Source organism: Microbispora sp. H11081, assembly GCF_012999535.1.
Lineage (GTDB): Bacteria > Actinomycetota > Actinomycetes > Streptosporangiales > Streptosporangiaceae > Microbispora.
The window spans coordinates 203,986-222,206 of record NZ_JABBWV010000009.1 but is presented as its reverse complement, the minus strand read 5'-3'; the positions used below and the strand labels follow the sequence as shown (position 1 = coordinate 222,206).

Sequence of the window (18,221 nt, the reverse complement as noted above, 5' to 3'; positions counted from 1 at the left end):
GCGGCGGGGCCGCGCCGGCGGGCGGTCGGCCGGTCACCGCCGGCCGTCCTTCTTGTGCTTCTTCCGGTCATGGGAGAGGGCGGCGATGCCCTCCCAGATCTCCCGGGCCGCGGGGGCCGCCGTGCTCCCGCCCGTGCCGCCCTGCGAGACGACGACCACCACGACGTACTTGGGCTTCTTCAGGGGCCCGAAGGAGGCGAACCACGAGGTGTCCTGCCTGCCGTACGCCTCGGCGGTGCCGGTCTTGCCCGCGATCGGCAGCCGCTCGAACGCGTACCCGTCGAACGCCCCCGCGGCCGTGCCCGAGCGCGGCACGTCGGCCAGCGCGTCGCGGATGAACCGCAGCGTCTTGCGGGACGCGCCGACCTTGCCCACGACGGGCGGGGTGATCGTGCGGACCACGGTGCCGTCGGGCCGCACGATCCGCTTGCCGATCCTGGGGCTGAAGACCTTGCCGCCGTTGGCGAGGGCGGCGTATCCCCGGGCGAGCTGGAGCGGCGTCACCAGCACGTCGCCCTGGCCGATCGAGAAGTTGGCCGCGTCACCGGCCCACCAGACCCCGCCGGAGCGGCAGTTGTCGGCGGCGATCGCCTTGAGGTAGGCCGCCCGCTTGCGGTCGGTCATCTCCGGATAACCGGTCTTGGCCCGGCGGCAGGAGTCGGCTCTGGTCCGCTCCCAGTTGGCCTTCTTCCAGGCGCGGCCGGGCACCCTGCCCGCCGCCTCGTGCGGCAGGTCGACGCCGGTGGCGGTGCCGAAGCCGAACTCCTCCGCCATCGCCCGCATCGGGTCCTTGGGCCGTTTGACCGGCGCGAGCCCGCCGTCGCGCAGCCACATCTTCTCCGCGAAACGGTAGAAGATCGTGTCGCACGACACCACCAGGGCCTGGTGCATGTCCATCCGGCCGAGTTCGGCGCTCTCGAAGTTGTGGAACACCCGGCCGCCGATCTTGTAGCCGCCGGGGCAGTCGTAGGAGGCGCGCAGAGAGTAGCCCGCCTTCGCCGCGGCGGCGGTCGAGGTCACCTTCCACGTCGAGCCGGGCGGCCACTGCCCCTGCACGGCGGCGCTGACCAGCGGCAGGTTCTCGTAGTCGCGCTGCGAGATGCCCTCGGCCCACACGCCCGGGTCGTAGGTGGGATAGTTGGCGATCGCCGTCACCCGCCCGGTCTTCGCCTCCAGCACCACCGCCGCGCCGCTGTCGGCGGGCTCGCCCCGCTTGCGCGCGGCGGTCACCGCCCGGGCCAGCGCCCGCTCGGCCGTCTCCTGGACGCGCGCGTCGATGCTGGTCACCAGCGTGTCCCCGGCGACGGCGGCCTCCTCGCGGACCAGGCCGGTGACCTTGCCCGTGCTGTCCACCGCCATCTGCCTGATGCCGGTCCGTCCGGACAGTTCGCGGTCGTACTCCGCCTCCAGGCCGTCGCGGCCGATCAGCTCCCTGCCGCCCGCGGGGTCGTCCGGGGAGGGCGGCTGCAGGTAGCCGAGCATGTGCGCCCCGGCCGAGCCGAGCGGGTAGGTCCTGACCGGCCGCAACGCCGTGCTGACCCCGGGGAACTCGCTCTGCCGCTCGGCGATCCACAGTGCCGTGCGCACGCTCACGTCGTCGGCCACGACGATGGGCTGGTAGGGCGAGCCGGGCCAGCACGGCCGGGGTACGTCCCTGCCGCACAGCCGGGCCCGGTCGGCGATCTCCTGGTACGGCCGGCCCAGCGCCGCCGCGAGCCGGGTCAGCACGTCCTTCCCGCCGTCGGGCTGGTGGATGAGGGCCATGTAGTCCACCGACACCTGCGGTTTGGTCTCGTTGGCCACCAGCGGCCGGCCGTTCACGTCGAGGATCTGCCCCCGCACGGGCGGCAGGACGACCGAGCGCACCCGTGCCTCCGTGGCCGCCTTCACGTACGACGGCCCGGTGACGACCTGCAGGTGCCACAGGCGGCCGAGCAGGGTCAGCATGAGCGCGGTCACCACGACGAACACGAGCGTGAGGCGGCCGCGGTGGGCACTTCTACGCAAGCCGCCTCCCTGGCGGATACGGATCGCGTGGCCGGTGGCGTGGTCCGCGCCCCCGTCCGAACGACCGGCGGCGGGGCGGCAGGGAGAGCGCCGCGGTCACGAGCACGGCCAGGCCCGTGGTCCAGGCGAGGACGCCGGGCGCGAGCGCCGTTCCCCAGGGCGTCCCGTCGAGCAGGGCCGCGAGCACGCCCGCGGCGAGCGTCGCGCCCAGGGCCACGGCGGCGGCGACGGCGGCGCGCCGCCCGGCGCCGGCGTCCTCGGGGATCCGCGCGCACACCCACCCGGCCAGGCACATGACCAGGGCGAGCCGTCCGATGGTGTGGTCGGCGGGCGGCGCGACGTCGGCGGCCAGGCCCGCGGCGAAGCCCAGCGACGCCCCCGCCCCCGGCCGCAGCATCGGCGCGAGCGCGATCACGCCGATCAGCACGATGTCGGGCCCGCCGCCGGGTAACGCCAGCCCGTTGACCACGGAGACCTGGAGCACCGGCGCGAGGAGGACGACGAGCACGGACAGGACGACCGCCCTCATCACGCCGCCTCCGGCTTCTCCGCGCCGCCCTTGTCAGCGCCGCCCTTGTCCGATTTCTTCTTGTCTGAACTGCCCTTTTCCTTGTCGCGCTTCGCGGGGTCCTTGCCGCCCGCCGCGTCCACCGCCGGGGTGGCGTCGTCCGGCAGCGGCCCGAGGACCACGGTGACGAGGCCCAGCGCGGTGAACCGGGCGAAAGGCCGCACGAGCGCCGTCCTGGTCAGCGCGTCCGACGCCGGCTCCGCCTCGACCACGGTCCCGATCGGCACGTCCGGCACGTACGGCCGCATGTCGCGCGAGCCCAGCGTCACCACCCGGTCGCCCGGTTTCACCTCGGCGGCGGGGTTGAGCAGGCTCAGCCGCAGCAGTCCTCGCTCGGGGACGCCCGTCACCAGGCCGACCTCCCGCGAGCCCTCGAGCCGTGCGCCGATCGAGGCGCCGGCGGCGGTGGCGAGCTGGACCGTCGCCGTACCGGGACCGGACCGCAGGACCCGGCCGACGAGGCCGTCGCCGTCGAACACGGTCATGTCCTGGCCCACGCCGACCTCGGAGCCCGCGTCGACGGTGACCGTGCCGTCCCTGCCGAAGCCGACCACGTGGGCGGGGACGGCTTGGTAGCCGTCCGCGGGAGCGGGGGAGGAGGCCACGCGGCGGGCGGCGAGCAGTTCGGCGCGCAGCCGGGCGTTCTCGGCTTCGAGTTCCGCCACGTTGCGCTCTCCGCGCGCCCATCGGAGGCCGGCGGACGTCGCGTCCTCCAGCCCGCCGTACGTGGCCGACCCGAAGGCCCGCAGCGGGCCGAGCGGCGTCAGGGTGTCGGTGACGATCAGGGCGACGGAGGCGAGCGCCAGCAGCGCCGGCACCCGGCGACCGGCCCTCATCGACGCGTTTCTGGGACGAACACGTCCTGCATCTCGTCGAAGCGCTCGACGCACCGGCCCGCGCCCAGCACGACCGACTGGAGCGGCTGGTCGACGAGGTTGATCGGCATGCCGACGGCCTCTCCGAGCCGATCGGCCAGCCCGTCGAGCAGCGCGCCGCCGCCGGTCAGCACGATGCCGTTGTCGATGAGATCGCCCGCGAGCTCGGCCGGGCACTGGTCCAGCGTGCTCTGCACGGCGTCGACGATCGTCTGGACCTGGTCCTCGATCGCGTCCCTGACCTGGGCTCGGTTGATCGTCGCCGTCTTGGGCAGGCCGGTCACCAGGTCGCGGCCACGGACCGGCATCGAGGTGTCGTCGTCGCCGCCCGGCAGCGCGCTGCCCATCTTGATCTTGATGTGCTCGGCGGTGCGCTCGCCGAGCATCAGGGAGTACTCCTTCTTCACGTAGTTGACGATCGCCTCGTCCAGTTCGTCACCGCCGACGCGTACGGACTTCGAGACGACCACCCCGCCGAGCGAGACGATCGCGACCTCCGTGGTGCCGCCGCCGATGTCCACGACCATGTTGCCGGTCGTGTCGCCCACGTTGAGCCCTGCGCCGATCGCCGCCGCCATCGGCTCCTCGATGATGTGGACGCGGCGGGCGCCCGCCTCGTACGCCGCCTCCCTGACCGCGCGCTGCTCCACGCTCGTGGTGCCGCTCGGCACGGCGACGACGATCCGGGGTTTGGCCAGATAGCGGTTCTTGTGCGCCACCTGGATGAAGTGCCGCAACATGCGCTCGGCCGCGTCGAGGTCGGCGATCACACCGTCCTTGAGCGGACGCAGCGTGGCGATGTGGGGCGGGGTCCGCCCGATCATCTCCTTCGCCGCGGTCCCGACCGCCACGATCCTGTCCGTGTGCAGATTGATCGCCACCACCGAGGGCTCGTCGAGGACGACGCCCTTCCTGCGCACGTACACGAGCGTATTGGCGGTGCCGAGATCGACCGCCATGTCCCGGCCGAGCAATCCCCACGGGAAACCCATCGCCGACCAGCTTTCAGAGAGGAGGGAGAGCACGCGTGATCGCTGCCCGACGGCCCCGCCTCTAAACGGAACGGTCCCTTCCGTACGAACCGGACACGCTAGGCGAGGCTGAGATAGAGGTCTCTCGCCAGCTTCGTCACCCGCTCCGCCGACTTCGTGAAGGACGCCCCCGAGGGCTGCAGGGTGAGAACCACCATGATCAGCCGGTCGCCGATCACGCCAGTAGTGTGGAGCACGGGACGGCCGAAATCAACCGGGTTGCCGCCCATTGTGACCGCCCCGATACGGTACGACGCCACCGTAGAACGGACGCACCTGACCGGTGGAGTCGCGCCGTAACCCGACCAGCCCTGCTTGATCGCCCAGGGCCGGGGCGCGGCGCGCGGAATGCCGAAATACTGGTCGAAGCCGTCGCTCGCGCACTTCGACGCCTTACGCAGTTCGCCGAGGACGAAGTCGCGGACGCGGGGTTCGGCCCGCCGCAGCAGATACCGGTAGACGAGCGCGATGTCGGCCGCGCTGATCGCGGTGTATCCCCAGAATCCCGGTTTGGCGGCGGGCGGCGGGGCGGTTTCGGCCAGGCCGATCCGGCGGGCCACGCGGCGGACGATCTCGCCCTGGCCGCCGCGCCGCCACAGGGCCGTCGCCGCGTCGTCGTCGCTGCCGCGCAGCATGCGCGTCAGGAGCGCCCTGTCCCCGGCGGGGACGGCCCCCCTGCGCCGCTCCAGGTAGTCGACGGCGATGAGGATCTTCACCACCGACGCCGACCTGAACCGGTGGTGCTGCCGCGCCTGAGCGACCGTCTTACCCGTGGTCACGTCGACCACGGCGTACCCCGCCGTCACTCCGGTCGGCACCGGCACCGGCTTCGCGGACACGGGTTTAGCGGACAGGGGGTTCACGGACGCTGGGTTCGCGGCCGATCCGGCCGCCGCGGATCCCGAGGTCGCCGCGCCGGATCCCGGCGTCACCTGGGCAGGGGCGGCTTCGCGCGTGCCTGCCGCGCCGCCACCCGCTGCCGTGCTGACCCCCGTGGTGCCGCCCGGGGAGCAGCCGGTCAGCAGCGCCGGGAGGGCCGCGGCAACGACCAGGAGTGCGGCGGTTCTCGATCGCGTCACCCGACCATGCCTACCAGATCACGCTTTTTCAGGATGCGTGTTTCCGGCCGCGCGTGTTTCCGGCAGCTCAGGGGGCGGGAGGCGCGGCGGGCGGGCTCGGCCGGCGGCCGTCGAGGAGGGGCTGTCTCGGGTCCCAGCGGGTGCCATCGGCGGCGTCCGCGCGGCGGCGGGCGATCGCCGACAGCGCCTCCAGGACGACCCGGTTGCCGAGGTACGCAGTGATGTCCGCGTGGTCGTACGGCGGGGCCACCTCGACGATCTCCAGGCCGACGACGGGCAGTTCGTAACAGGTCCTGCGCACGGCGTCGAGAAGCTGGCGGGCCGACAGGCCGCCCGGCTCCGGCGTGCCCGTGCCCGGCGCGTGGCCGGGGTCGCAGACGTCCACGTCCACCGACAGGTAGACCCCGTCGCAGTCGTCGAGCGCGATCGCGTACGCCTCGGAGAGGCACTCGTCGAGGCCCCTTGCCACGATCTCGGTCATCTCGTACGACCGCATGCGCTGCCCGGCCATCCAGTCGAGGATGTCGGGCCCAGGCCAGTAACCCCGCAGCCCGACCTGCAGGAAACGGTCGCCCCGGATGGCGCCCGACTCGATGAGCCGCCGCATCGGCTGCCCGTGGCCGTGCAGGTGGCCGAACTCGATGTCGCCCGTGTCGGCGTGCGCGTCGAAGTGGATCATCGAGATCCGGCCGAAGCCGTGGTGACGGGCGACGCCGGTCGCGTCGGGCAGGGCGATCGTGTGGTCGCCGCCGAGAACGACGGGGATCGCCCCGGATGCCGCGATCGTGGCGACCGCGTCCTCGATCGCGCGCAGGCTGCCCTCGATGTCGCCGGCGTAGGTCTCCACGTCCCCGGCGTCCAGCACCCGCAGGTCCTTCAGCGCGTCCACGCGCAGCGCGAGGCTGGGGCGGGAGCCGTCGTGGGGGAGATAGCAGGTCTGGCGGATGGCGTTCGGGCCGAAGCGCGCACCCGGGCGGTGGGAGGTGCCGCCGTCGAACGGCGCGCCGAGGATGACCACGTCGGCGTCCGCGTAGCCGGCAGGGTCGTCGAGGTCGCACCGTTCGACGCCGAGGAACGTGATGTCGGGGCCGAACATCTGGCCGTAGCGGGACAATCCAACTCCTGACGAATAACCGGTTTTACCAGGCATTACATGCTATTGGCCGACAGCTCGGGTGTTGGACGGGCGTCGACGAGGAACTCGTCGAGCAGACCGGGGGTGCCCGCCGCGGCCAGGCGCAGCACCTCGCCGAGGCCGGCGTCGCGCACCTGGTAGCCCTGCTTGCCCGCCGCGGTGGTCGCCGTCAGCGTCGCCAGGCGGGCCCGGCGCTGGAAGAACGACCGCTGGATGTTCCAGCCGATGACGCCGTCGCACTCCAGCGCCACCCGCCGGCGCACGATCGAGCCCCAGCGGGTGACCAGATAACCGGAGGTCAGCGCGTGGCCAAGCGAGCGGTAGCGGTCGGCGGCCAGCAGGGCCGTCAGCGGCAGCAGGGCGGCGGCGGTGAGCCACGTCCACGAGGGCAGGCCGGCCCACCGCCACGACGCGAGCAGCGCGGCCAGCACCAGCGCGTGCACGCCGTACGCGCGGGTGAACCTGCGGCGCAGCGCGGCCGGGCCGTGCGCGGTCAGCGGCGCGGTGACCGGGGAGACAGCGGGGTCGTGGGCGGCCTCGCCGGTGCCGTCGCCGGTGCCGTCGCGCACGCCGGGGGAGACGCGGGGGAGCACGAGGCCGGCCACCGCCACGGCCTGCTCGCGGGGCGCGGGCGGCAGCAGCAACGACCCGCCGCGCTGGGCGCCCTGCGCCGCGCGCAGGCCGGTCGTCACCGCCGACAGGCGGGCCCCGCGCACGGCCCGCAGCAGCAGCGGCTCGCTGATCTCGACGCCACGCAGCCGCCGTTCCTCGATGGTGGTGGCCCGCGTGGTCAGCAGCCCCCGGGTCACGTGCAGGGTGCCCTCGGCCTGCCGGGTCAGCCGGAAGTTGCCGAAGGCCACCACATAGCCGAGCGTGGAGGCGACGCTCACGAACACGACCAGCACGAGCACCACCGTCGCGATCTCCAGCGGGAGCGACAGCGCGCTGAACCACCGCCAGGTCTCCCTGACCGGCCCGACCCGGCCGAGGTCGACGTTGCCCTCGGAGACCAGGCGGGACACGAAGCCGGCGACGACGCCCACGGTGACCAGTCCGGACATGGTGAACGGCCCGAACCTCACCCACTCGGGGCGCATCCGCGCGAGTTCGTGCTCCGCCGCCGGGGTGCTCCCGGCGGGAGGCGTCGAGTCGAGCGGCTCGGCGGAGGTGACCGGGGAGCGGCGCAGCAGTTCCACGCGCAGGCGGGCGGCCTCGGCGGCGGCCAGCGCGTCGAGCTTGAGCCGGCCCTCGTGCCTGCGCTCCGACGTGCCCGTGCCCACCTCCACCCTGGCCAGGCCGAGCACGCGGTGCAGCACGTGGGAGGTGACGTCCACGGTGCGGACACGGTCGCGGGGCACGGTGAGCACCTTGCGGGTCAGCAGGCCGCGGCGGACCCGCACGTGCTCCGGGGTGATCCGATAGGTCGTGGTGAACCAGCGCAGCACGCCGAGCACGACCATGACTCCCACGCCGGCGATGCTCCACAGGTGGCCCTTCCCGCCGCTGCTCGACCCCGCGACCAGCAGGCCGAGCAGCGCCGGGGCGGCCCGTACGACCTCCTGGACGGGGTGGACCACCAGCATGCGCGGGCTCAGCCGGTGCCAGACCGGTTCCTCGACGGGGTCGATCATGTGGCGTCACCCACCGTGGCCTGCGCGGTGGCCGTGAGCTCGGCGACCAGGCGCTGGGCGGTGTCGCGGTCGAGGCCGGCGATCTTGATCGGGCCCGCGGCGGAGGCGGTCGTCACGGTGACGTTGGCCAGGCGGAAGAGCTGCTCGAGCGGGCCGCGCTCGCTGTCCACGGTCTGGATGCGCGAGACGGGCGCGATGCGCCACTCCTGCTTGAACCACCCTGCCTGGGTGAACACGGCCGTGGACGTGGCCTCCCAGCGGTGCACTCGGTAGCGCCATCGCGGCATGACCGTGACGTGCGCCACCGCGGCGACGGCCGTGACAACCAGAGCGGTCACGTGCGCGGTGAGGGAGACGGCGTTCTCGTCGTCGGCCACGAGCCAGAACACATGGGCGGCGACGATGACGAGCCAGCCGAGGGCGGCCCGGGAGGCCCAGTACCAGACGGCGGTACGGCTTACGCGGTGCCGGGGGGATCGGAGGGTCGGGGTGTCCACGTCCCAACTCTGCCCGATCGTCCGTGTTCCGGCGCAGCGACGCATATCCCGTCCTCGCCGGGACAAATGTCATGGCCCGTGCTCGGCCGTAGATCGGACGGCCCTTCCGGCCAGGGCGAGGCGGCTCTACGAGCTCGACGCCGGGCGGCTCACCGAGCTCTCCGCATGGCTCGGCCAGTTCGTCCGGCCCCTCGGCTGGGAGCACCGCCTCGACGCGCTGGAGACGGAGGTCTACCGGAACCGGCGCGAACGCCGTGCGCGCAGCGCGGCCGGCCAAGCGAAAGAGAACACCGCGTGAACCGACCCCCCACCGGCGAGATCGGCCCGGGCTGGGAGTACTACCTGGACATGCTCGTGGCCGCGCGCGACGGCTCACCCAGGCCGGACTTCGCCGCCTACTATCCCGAGATGCGGCCCTACTACGCCGGACTGCCCGCCCGGACGTGAGGGCCCCCGGTTCCTGACGTAGGGCCTCAGAGTGCGGCCAGGAGGCGGTGGACGTGGGAGAGCGGGTCCGCGCCCACCGGGCGGACGGCGACCGTGGTGACGCCCGCCTCCCACAGCGCCCTGACCAGCGCGCCCGCCTCCTCCGGCGAGCCCGCCGCCATGACGACCTCCTCCGGCGGCACCCGCAGGAACGCCGCCTGCTCCTCCGCCGCGGGCCGCATGGCCAGGCGGGCGTCGTCGCCGACGTGGAGGTAGACGAACGCCACCACCTCGTGGTCGCCGGTCGCGCCGATCCGCTCGACGATCGCCCGCACCTGCTCGGGGCCGAGTCCCTCGGGGAGGATCGTGCCCTGGGCCACCCGCCCGGACAGGGCCAGCGAGCGCGGGCTCACCACGCCGGCGAGGACGGGCGGCGGCTCGGCCGGAGGGTGGACGAGACGGACGCCGTCCAGACGCACCTCGCGTCCGTCCAGGGTGACGGTCTCGCCACGCAGCAGCGCCCGTACGGACGTGATGGTCTCCTCAAGCAGCGACATCGGCGACGAGGCGGCGGCGCCGGCCTGGCGCATCCAGTCCTGCACGCCGTGCCCGATGCCCGCGGCGAGCCGTCCGGGGTGGAGGCGGGCCAGGTTGGCCAGTTCCATCGCCAGCAGCATCGGATTGCGCAGCGGCGCCGGGGCGATGCCGATGCCCACGCGCAGGCGCGTGGTCGCGGCCAGCGCCGTCGCGGCCGAGGAGATCGCGCCCGTCCAGCCGAGGTCCTCCACCACCCACAGGTCGGAGACCGCCGTGCCGTCGAGTTCCCCGGCGAACGCGGGGAGCGATTCCGGCGGGAGACCGCGGTCGAAGACGACTCCAATCCTCACGGGTGGCCCTCCAGGTCGTGCGTGATCGGCGCTACGGCGTTCCGAGTATCCAGGACCGTGAGACGCGTCGCACACGGGGGCCGTACGGGTGTGAGGCGGCGCGGGCAGGGCAGAGCGGACGTGAGGGTGCGAGAGGGGCCGGGCCCGCGAAGGGCCCGGCCCGCATCACGGGGTCGCCGCGGAGCGGATCACTCGCCCTCGGCGGGACGGTTGGCCTTCTTGGCCTGCTTGGCCGAGCGGGCTTCCTTGATGGCCGTCTTCTTCGCCTTGCCGGTGGACTTCGCCGGCTTCTTCTTCTGAGCGTCGTCAGCCATGATCCCCCCGGATGTACGAGGATGCGCCCTGTATGCGCATCTGGGGGGATTGGTACCCAAGAGGGCGGTGTGGCATCCGGTCCGGTACGGGCCCGCGCCACCGAGGGGACGCGGGCCGAACAGAGCGGGGGAGTGGGGGTCAGACCATCTGGTGCTGTTCCGAGCTGAGCGGGGCGGCGATGTCCTCCAGCGAGCGCCGGGCCGCCTCCACGCCCATGAACCACTGCGTCAGCCCGGCCGCGATCATCAGGACGGCGCCGATGACGTAGCCGACGACGACGTTGCCGACGACCCCGCTCTCCACCAGTCGGCCGAAGAGCACGGGGCCGATGATGCCGCCGAGGCCGGTGCCGACCGCGTAGAACAGCGCGATCGCCAGGGCCCTGGTCTCCATCGGGAAGATCTCCGACACGGTCAGGTAGGCGCTGCTCGCCCCCGCGGAGGCGAAGAAGAACACCACCATCCAGCAGGCCGTGAGGGTCGCCGGGCTCAGCACCTCCGCGTTGAACAACGCGGCCGTGCCCAGCAGGAGCAGGCCGGACAGCACGTAGGTGCCCGCGATCATGGTCCGGCGGCCGATCGTGTCGAAGAACCGGCCGAGCAGGACAGGGCCGAGGAAGTTCCCGATGGCGATCGGGATGAGATACCACGGCGTGGTGCCGTCCGGCACCTTGAAGAAGGTCGACAGCACCAGCGCGTACGTGAAGAAGATCGAGTTGTAGAGGAACGCCTGGCCGATGAACAGGGCGAGGCCGACGGTCGTGCGCTTGGGGTAGCGGCGCAGCAGCGTCGCGGCCACCTCCGTCAGCGGGGTGCGCTCCCGCTGGGTGATCCTGATCTCCCCGTGCGCCGGTTCGAGCGTCTTGCCGCTCTCCTCGCGGACCTTCCTCTCGATGTCCGCGACGATCTCCTCGGCCTCGCGTTCGCGGCCGTGGATGAACAGCCAGCGCGGGCTCTCCGGCACCGTACGGCGGACCAGCAGGATGCCCACGCCGAGGACGGCGCCCATGCCGAACAGCAGGCGCCAGCCGAGATCGGCCGGCAGCAGGCCGGTGTCGAGCGCCGGGATCGCGATGAGCGCGCCGAGCGCGGTGCCCAGCCAGAAGGAGCCGTTCACGACCAGGTCGACGGTGCCGCGTACGCGGGCCGGGATGAGTTCGTCGATCGCCGAGTTGATCGCGGCGTACTCGCCTCCGATGCCGGCGCCGGTGAAGAACCGGCAGAGGTAGAAGTACCAGGCGTCGTGGGCGAAGGCCGTGGCCACGGTGGCGGCCAGGTAGAGGGCGAGGGTCGCCAGGAAGAGTTTCTTGCGCCCGAACCGGTCGGTCAGGTGGCCGAAGAAGAGCGCGCCGAGACAGGCTCCCGCGACGTAGACGCCCGCGGCGATCCCGACCTCGCTGTCGGTGAGTCCCAGCCCGCTGTCCGGATCCGTGATCCGGGGGCCGATGACTCCCACGATGGTCACTTCGAGCCCGTCGAGGATCCAGACGGTGCCGAGGCCGATGAGCACGAGCCAGTGCCAGCGGGCCCAGGGGAGTCGATCAAGCCGCGCGGGAATGTCGGTACTTATTTGCGCCATATCGTCCCCTTCTTCGGAAGATATGGCGCCCGTCTACCCCGTATCGGGCCGGAAATTCGTTCCGCTTCTCACGGATACCGGCCGCGGGTTGTGCGAACCGGTTCAGGCCGTCCTCGTGCCCTCGCTCTCCACATCCCTCGGCGGCGGCACCGCGGCGTCGTGCCCGAGCTCGAACCACACGCAGACTCCGGTGCGGCTGGCCGACACGCCCCACCGCCGGGTGAACAGGTCCACGAGATGGACGCCACGGCCCGGCGTCAGCTCCGGGGACGTCCAGCACCCGCACCCCTGGGTGGACAACGTGACGCGGGCCCCGCCGGGCGTGACCAGCACCGCCACGCCGTACCCGGGGGGACGCCCGCACGAGACGGCGTGCCGCAGCGACTCGGCGACCAGCTCGCCGATCAGCTGCACGGCGTCGTCGCGACAGGGGTGGCCGTCACCGAGACTGCTCGCCACGAACCGGCGGGCGGCCCGCACCTGGGAGGGGGCTCCCGAGAAGGGACGTGAGATCGCGATTCTCCCCGAGAGGTTGAGAATTGTCATCCCGTGATAACTCCCTGTGCACCCGTCTATGGATGGCGATTCGAGGTCCGTGCAAGACTTCGTTCATCCTGCACTTTGCAAAACGGCTACGCAATATGGCGAATGCACGATGGCATAGATTCCTTTTGCGGCGAAAGAGACAGTGAAGGAGATGGCAGCGGCGATGAGGGGACTCGTACCGGCGGACGACCTGGCGTGCGCGGTCTGGCGCAAGGCGGGGCGCTCGAACACCGCCGGCGACCAGTGCGTGGAGGTGGCGCGTCTGTGCGACGGCGTCGCCGTACGCGACTCGAAGGATCCCCAGGGGCCACGGCTGATGTTCACCCCCGGCGAGTGGGAGGCGTTCATCGAAGGGGTGAAGGGCGGGGAGTTCGACCTGGCCTGAGGCCTTCGTCGTGTACGTCCTGTCCTGTCGCGCGTTGCCGCGCTGGGCGGCCTCGGGCCGTTCGAGGGCTTCGCGGGCCTGGTCCGGTATGGCGGGCGATTCACCGGGCAGGAGACCTGCATGCGGCAAGAAGACGACCGATACATCGATACCGAGGACGAGCCGGACATCGCCGGCGAGTGGACTCCGTCCGCCACGGACCCGCCCAACGCGGAGCCGGACGACAAGAACCCCGACGAACGCTGGGACAAGCCCACCGAGGTATGAGGGAGGATCTCATGACCATGGGAGTCGACCCGCGGGACCTGGGCGACGAGGACCTGGTCCGCGAGCTGCGGCACCTGCACGAGACCCGATCGGAGGCGTTCTTCCACGGGTCGGACGACGCGCTGGAGCGCCACACCTCGCGTACGCAGGAGCTGGAGGCCGAATACCTCCAACGCAACCCGGACCGGCAGGTCGATCCGGAGCGGCTGCGTGAGGGGGCGAGACAGCGGAGTGCCTGACGAAAAGAGCCTGCAGGACGCCCAGGAGATGACGTCGGCGGAGATGACGGTCTACGAGGCCGTCGCCGCCCTGAACGTGAAGGAACAGGCCGCGACCGTCGCGGAGATCGCCGGGATGACCGGGCTCCCCGAGGACGACGTACGGCGGTGCCTCGACGACCTGGCCGCAGGCGGCAGGCTGGTGCCAGAGGGCGGTGCCTACCTCCTCGGCGACCACGACTGGGGCCTCGAATACTGACGCCGCCGCCGCTCGGCCGTCGGCGCGGGCGGCAGGCGGGCAGCGGAGGTCAGGAGCAGGCGGAGGCGAGCTGCTGTGTCGCCTCTGTCGTCTTCTGGCCGAACTCGGCGAGCTTGGTCGCGGCGTTCGGGTCCGTGAGGTCGAGCTTGAAGGAGCCCCACGAGTCCGCCATGCCGGCCAGGGCCACCTGCAGGTCGCCGTCGGCCTTGCCCGACAGCTCATCAAGCCGCGCGGCGAGGTCGCTGGTCGCGGTGTTGATGCCCTTGAGGTCGCCCGCCGCGGCCGCGGCCTTGGTGCTGTAGTCCGTGAACGCCTTCGTCGCCTCTTCGCAGACGGCCGCCCGGCTCCCGCCGCAGGCGGTGGCAAGGCCGAGAAGGGCGGACACCGCGACGACGGCGAGGCTGTTCCTGATGATGTTCATGATGCCTTCCTGAGTGTTCTCTGACGCGGCAGACACTAGGAATGGCCTCTTTCAGCGGGCTTTCAGGCCGCTTGCACCCGTGAGACTGATCATCCTCGGACCGGCACGTCCGCATCGTATGCTTGCGGCCATGACGCGACGGCTTGCGGAGGTTGCGAAGAAGGTCGGAGTCAGCGAGGCCACGGTGAGTCGCGTCCTCAACGGCAAGACCGGGGTCTCCGAGGCCACCAGGGAGGCCGTGCTGACGGCCCTCGACGTGCTCGGTTACGAGAGGCCCACGCAGCTGCGCGGCGAGCGCGCCCGCCTGGTCGGGCTCGTCCTCCCCGAGCTGCAGAACCCCATCTTCCCGGCGTTCGCCGAGGTCGTCGGTGGGGCGCTGGCCCAGCAGGGGTTCACTCCCGTGCTGTGCACGCGTACGGTCGGCGGGATCTCCGAGGCCGACTACGTCGACCTGCTGCTGCAGCAGCAGGTGTCCGGCGTGGTGTTCGCCGGTGGGCTCTACACGCAGAGCGGCGTCGTCCACGCGCACTACCTGCGGCTGGTCGAGCGGCGGTTACCCACCGTGCTGGTCAACGCGGCCGCCGATCACTGGGACTTCCCCCGCGTCTCCTGCGACGACACGATCGCGGTGGAGCAGGCGCTCGGCCACCTGCGCGCGCTCGGCCACCAGCGGATCGGTCTCGTCGTCGGCCCGGCCGACCACATGCCGTCCGCCCGGAAACTGGAGGCGTTCCGCGCGGCGGGCGGCGAGCTGGTCGAGCACACCATGCACTCGCTGGAGGGCGGCCACGCGGCGGCGCTGAAGCTCGTACGGCAGGACGTCACCGGCATCATCTGCGGCAGCGATCCGCTGGCCCTCGGGGCCATCCGCGCGGCGCGGCGGGCCGGTCGGCGGGTGCCCCAGGACGTGTCCGTCGTCGGCTACGACGACTCCGCGCTCATGACCTGCGTCGACCCGCCCCTGACGACGGTGCGCCAGCCGATCGAGGCGATGGGCAGGGCCGCGGTGGAGCTGCTGGTCAGCCAGATCGAGGGCGCCGCCGTCGCGACGGGCGAGCTGCTGTTCGAGCCGGAGCTCGTCGTCCGCTCCTCCACCGGCCGGGTCGGCGTCCCCGTCACCTGAGCACGTCATGCCGGACGCGGACCCCGGAGGAGGAGGCGTCCACTCCTCCTCCGGGCGTCCCGCTCCGGGCTACGAGGCGTAGGCCTCGAACTCGGAGATCTGCGCGGCCGGCCAGCCGGTGTTGCCGGTGACGTTGAGCCGCAGGTAGCGCCGGGCGCCGGTGGGCACGGTGACCGTGACGGTGTTGCCGGTCGCGGGGTCGAATGTGCGGCCGGCCGAGGCGGACAACGTGGTGTAGTTCGTGCCGTCGACGCTGCCGAGGACCGCCAGCGTCTGGGTGCGGGTGGCCCAGGCCGCGCTGGGCGGCAGCTTGAGCACCACCCGGCCGACCGTGAAGGACGCGCCGAGATCGACGGTCAGGGTCTGGGGGAAGGCGTTGCCGGCCGACTCCCAGTAGGTCGATGCGTTCCCGTCGGCGGCGTTGCCCGCGACGTACACGTCGGTGTGACTGCTCGCGCTGACCGCCTTGCCCGCGGCGAGATTCCCCGTGGGCAGCGGACTGGGGGAGGCGCTGGGCGACGGTGACGGGCTCGGGGTGCCCGCGGTGCCGTACACCTCGAAGGCCGACAACTGCGCGGCCGGCCAGCCGGTGTTGCCGGTGACCGTCACCCGGACGTGGCGGACGCCCGCGCCGCCGAGCGGGATGGTCACCGTGTTGCCGGTGGCGGGGTCGAAGGTGCGGGCCGCCGAGGCGGACAAGGTGCTGTAGTTCGTGCCGTCGACGCTGCCGAGGACCGCCAGCGTCTGGGTGCGGGTGGCCCAGGCCGCGCTCGGCGGCAGCTTGAGCACCACCCGCTGGACCGGCGTCACCGCGCACAGGTCCACGGTGATCGACTGCGGGAAGGCGTTGTTTGCCGACTCCCAGTAGGTGTTCGCGTCGCCGTCGGTCGCGTTCGCCGCGACGTACGACTGGGTGTTGCTCGTCGCCGTGGCCGCCTTGCCCCTGGCGAGGTCGCCGCTGCCGGGAGCGCAGCCCGTCGGGCCGGGCGACGGGGAAGGGCTGGGCGACGATGAGGGGCTGGGTGAGGCGGACGGCGACGGGCTCGGGCTGGGGCTCGGGTCGCCGCCCTCGTAGATGTAGTTCGGCGTGGGCCACTGGCCGGTGCAGGTGGTGGAGCTCAGGCTCCAGCCGGAGTTGCCGCTGCCGTAGGTGGGGGCGAAGCCGGTGCCGACGCAGTTGTGGATGGCCACACCCGCGCCGATGCGGGCCGCCCTGACGTTGGTGAAGGTCGCCTTCGCCGCCGCCTGCGCCTGGATCATGTACGTCCCGGTGCCGTCGATGTTCACGTTCGAGAAGTTGACGGTCTGGGTGCTGCCCTCGATGAACTGGATGGCCTCGTAGGAGCTGTCGATGATGTCGGTGTCGGTCACGTTGATCGTCGCGTTGACCGGCTCGTTGAGGGCGTCGAACCAGATCGCGCCGACGCCGAAGTTCCAGTTGTAGTCGCTGTTGCCGGCCCGGATGAGCGTGTTGCGGGCGACCGTGATCGTGCCGGCCACGGCGGTGCCCTGACCGGAGTTCACTCCGGGGTAGCGGTTGGCGACGTGGATGCCGCCGCCGTTGGTGACCGTGTCGCTCACCACGTTGTCGGTGATCTTTATGTCCCGGCCGCCGTACGTCACGATGTTGTTGGCCAGGACCGGCGCGACGACCGTGTTGAACGTGAACGAGTTGTTCACGTTGGCGATCCGGTCGGGCCACATCGCCAGGCCGTCGTCGCCCGCGTTGCGGACGAACGTGTTGGTCACCATGGAGTTCGTGACCCCGGTGTGGAAATTCACCCCGTCGGCCGTCTGGTCGAGGACGCGGCTGTTCTTCAGCGTGAAGCCGTCCATCGGGCCGTCCATCCAGGCGCCGACCTTGGTGTGCTGGATCCACAGGTTGTCGACCACGGAGTCGGTCATCGCGCCCCCGAGGGCGTTGACCTGGTCCTCGTCCACCCGCTCCGTGATGTCGCCGATGATCGCGAAGTCCCGCAGGGTGACGCCCCGGCTCGGGCCGCCCGCTTCGTGCGGTCTGATCGCGCCGGTGTAGCCGCCGCCGCTGACGTACTTGCCGTAGACGCCGACGGCCCGGTTGCGCTGGGTGGGGTGGCGGCCCGTGAGGACGCTGTACCACGGCCCGGCCCCGCGCAGCGTCACGCCGTCCACGACCACGTGGTCCCACAGGGTGTAGGTGCCGGACGGGATGTAGACCTCCTTGCCCTGGGCCCGGCCGGCGTCGACGGCCGCCTGGAAGGCGGCGGTCGAGTCGCTCGTGCCGTCGCGGTCGGCGCCGAAGTCGTCGACGGACAGCGACCCCGCCGGCCGGGGGATCGCGTCCGGCACAAGTTCGAAGTCGGCGAGGTCCACGACGACCCACGGCGCGACCGAGGTGGAGGCCACCTGGATCCGCACCTTGGTCCCCGCCGCCAGCGTCGATCCGAACATCGTCCTGGTCTCGTCGTAGAAGTGGTGCGGCCTGTCGCCGGGCGTGTTGCCGAACGGGTAGCCGCCGTAGAACCAGCCGTACCGGGAGGTGAACCGCAGGTCCTTGAGCTTGGTCCCGTTGATCCTCAGATCGACCGGCGCCGTGATGCCCGTTCCGGCCGCGTTGTCCGGCACGCTGTAGCGCACGGTCATCGCGTTGGCGGGCTTGGGCAGGGTGAACTCGACGTACTCGCCGGGCGCGTCGAGGCGTACGGCCCGGCGGCCCGAGGCCTCGGACGGCAGGCGCGTGTAGACGCGGTCCGGGCCGATCTGCTCGCCGTTGGTCACGGCGGCCTCGGCCTCGATCTCCGTGAACGGCACGGTCGCGCCTCTTCCCGGCACGGAGAACGGCGACGGTGACGCCGCGGCCGACGACATGCCGGGGAACGCCACCACGCCACCCGCGGCGATCAGCGCCCCCGCCACCGCGATGGCGGCTCCGGATCTTCTCATCAGGATCCTCTCTGCATGAGATCCGGGAGATGCGGCGTGGACGCTGAAACC

General features: G+C 72.0%; 20 protein-coding genes. 6 read left to right on the top strand and 14 right to left on the bottom strand.

Annotated features, from left to right (window positions below; translation table 11 throughout):
• Positions 1–33: 33 nt before the first annotated feature.
• The 8 genes from mrdA to HHX31_RS22890 all read right to left on the bottom strand — a co-directional run bounded on the left by mrdA (position 34) and on the right by HHX31_RS22890 (position 8,823).
• Positions 34–2,007, bottom strand: a complete 1,974-nt coding sequence (mrdA, locus tag HHX31_RS22925; protein ID WP_249346300.1) for a penicillin-binding protein 2 — start codon at positions 2,005–2,007, stop codon at positions 34–36.
• On the bottom strand, positions 2,000–2,536 hold the full coding sequence (mreD, locus tag HHX31_RS22920; RefSeq protein ID WP_169950384.1) for a rod shape-determining protein MreD: 537 nt from the start codon (positions 2,534–2,536) through the stop codon (positions 2,000–2,002). The genes mrdA and mreD overlap by 8 nt, the downstream gene beginning before the upstream one ends.
• On the bottom strand, positions 2,536–3,411 hold the full coding sequence (gene mreC, locus HHX31_RS22915; RefSeq protein ID WP_169950383.1) for a rod shape-determining protein MreC: 876 nt from the start codon (positions 3,409–3,411) through the stop codon (positions 2,536–2,538). Before mreC ends, mreD begins: the two co-directional genes overlap by 1 nt.
• Positions 3,408–4,442, bottom strand: coding sequence for a rod shape-determining protein (locus HHX31_RS22910; protein WP_249346299.1), 1,035 nt, complete (start codon positions 4,440–4,442; stop codon positions 3,408–3,410). Before HHX31_RS22910 ends, mreC begins: the two co-directional genes overlap by 4 nt.
• A 98-nt stretch (positions 4,443–4,540) precedes the next feature.
• Positions 4,541–5,560: a hypothetical protein gene (locus HHX31_RS22905; RefSeq protein ID WP_311932174.1), complete on the bottom strand. Its 1,020-nt coding sequence runs from the start codon at positions 5,558–5,560 to the stop codon at positions 4,541–4,543.
• A 67-nt stretch (positions 5,561–5,627) separates the two neighbouring features.
• Positions 5,628–6,674 (bottom strand): agmatinase, encoded by a 1,047-nt coding sequence (speB, locus tag HHX31_RS22900; protein ID WP_169950382.1) that lies wholly within the window; start codon positions 6,672–6,674, stop codon positions 5,628–5,630.
• Positions 6,675–6,709: 35 nt separating this feature from the next.
• Entirely contained in the window at positions 6,710–8,326 is a 1,617-nt protein-coding gene (locus tag HHX31_RS22895) for a PH domain-containing protein (protein WP_169950381.1), read from the bottom strand.
• Positions 8,323–8,823 carry a PH domain-containing protein gene (locus tag HHX31_RS22890; protein WP_311932173.1) on the bottom strand — a complete coding sequence of 167 codons (501 nt, stop codon included), beginning with the start codon at positions 8,821–8,823 and terminating at the stop codon, positions 8,323–8,325. Before HHX31_RS22890 ends, HHX31_RS22895 begins: the two co-directional genes overlap by 4 nt.
• 294 nt (positions 8,824–9,117) lie before the next feature.
• On the opposite strand from HHX31_RS22890, the gene HHX31_RS22885 reads away from it, so the two are divergent.
• Complete coding sequence (locus HHX31_RS22885) at positions 9,118–9,270, top strand: hypothetical protein (RefSeq protein WP_211590177.1); 153 nt, start codon at positions 9,118–9,120, stop codon at positions 9,268–9,270.
• A gap of 26 nt (positions 9,271–9,296) precedes the next feature.
• On the opposite strand, the gene HHX31_RS22880 is transcribed toward HHX31_RS22885, so the two are convergent.
• The 4 genes from HHX31_RS22880 to HHX31_RS22870 all read right to left on the bottom strand — a co-directional run bounded on the left by HHX31_RS22880 (position 9,297) and on the right by HHX31_RS22870 (position 12,575).
• Positions 9,297–10,136, bottom strand: a complete 840-nt coding sequence (locus tag HHX31_RS22880; protein ID WP_169950379.1) for an LLM class flavin-dependent oxidoreductase — start codon at positions 10,134–10,136, stop codon at positions 9,297–9,299.
• 188 nt (positions 10,137–10,324) lie between these two features.
• The gene (locus HHX31_RS35260) at positions 10,325–10,450 is read right to left on the bottom strand and encodes a hypothetical protein (protein WP_283244593.1); all 126 of its coding nucleotides are present in this window, start codon (positions 10,448–10,450) and stop codon (positions 10,325–10,327) included.
• A gap of 139 nt (positions 10,451–10,589) precedes the next feature.
• Positions 10,590–12,029 carry an MFS transporter gene (locus HHX31_RS22875; RefSeq protein ID WP_169950378.1) on the bottom strand — a complete coding sequence of 480 codons (1,440 nt, stop codon included), beginning with the start codon at positions 12,027–12,029 and terminating at the stop codon, positions 10,590–10,592.
• A gap of 102 nt (positions 12,030–12,131) precedes the next feature.
• Positions 12,132–12,575 carry an ATP-binding protein gene (locus tag HHX31_RS22870; protein WP_169950377.1) on the bottom strand — a complete coding sequence of 148 codons (444 nt, stop codon included), beginning with the start codon at positions 12,573–12,575 and terminating at the stop codon, positions 12,132–12,134.
• Between the two features lie 163 nt (positions 12,576–12,738).
• Here HHX31_RS22870 and HHX31_RS22865 point away from each other — a divergent pair, with 163 nt between their 5' ends.
• The 4 genes from HHX31_RS22865 to HHX31_RS22850 all read left to right on the top strand — a co-directional run bounded on the left by HHX31_RS22865 (position 12,739) and on the right by HHX31_RS22850 (position 13,704).
• A complete protein-coding gene (locus HHX31_RS22865; protein ID WP_211590176.1) occupies positions 12,739–12,960 on the top strand; it encodes a DUF397 domain-containing protein in 222 nt (73 codons plus the stop codon).
• A gap of 120 nt (positions 12,961–13,080) precedes the next feature.
• Positions 13,081–13,227, top strand: coding sequence for a hypothetical protein (locus HHX31_RS22860; RefSeq protein WP_169950375.1), 147 nt, complete (start codon positions 13,081–13,083; stop codon positions 13,225–13,227).
• Between the two features lie 11 nt (positions 13,228–13,238).
• A complete protein-coding gene (locus HHX31_RS22855) occupies positions 13,239–13,466 on the top strand; it encodes a DUF6158 family protein (protein ID WP_169950374.1) in 228 nt (75 codons plus the stop codon).
• Positions 13,459–13,704: a hypothetical protein gene (locus tag HHX31_RS22850; RefSeq protein ID WP_169950373.1), complete on the top strand. Its 246-nt coding sequence runs from the start codon at positions 13,459–13,461 to the stop codon at positions 13,702–13,704. The genes HHX31_RS22855 and HHX31_RS22850 overlap by 8 nt, the downstream gene beginning before the upstream one ends.
• A gap of 49 nt (positions 13,705–13,753) precedes the next feature.
• On the opposite strand, the gene HHX31_RS22845 is transcribed toward HHX31_RS22850, so the two are convergent.
• Complete coding sequence (locus HHX31_RS22845) at positions 13,754–14,125, bottom strand: hypothetical protein (protein ID WP_169950372.1); 372 nt, start codon at positions 14,123–14,125, stop codon at positions 13,754–13,756.
• Positions 14,126–14,255: 130 nt separating this feature from the next.
• Between HHX31_RS22845 and HHX31_RS22840 the strand changes: the two genes are divergently transcribed.
• Positions 14,256–15,248: a LacI family DNA-binding transcriptional regulator gene (locus HHX31_RS22840; protein ID WP_169950371.1), complete on the top strand. Its 993-nt coding sequence runs from the start codon at positions 14,256–14,258 to the stop codon at positions 15,246–15,248.
• A gap of 69 nt (positions 15,249–15,317) precedes the next feature.
• Here the strand turns inward: HHX31_RS22840 and HHX31_RS22835 are convergent, their stop codons facing one another.
• On the bottom strand, positions 15,318–18,170 hold the full coding sequence (locus HHX31_RS22835) for a discoidin domain-containing protein (RefSeq protein ID WP_169950370.1): 2,853 nt from the start codon (positions 18,168–18,170) through the stop codon (positions 15,318–15,320).
• Positions 18,171–18,221 lie beyond the last annotated feature (51 nt).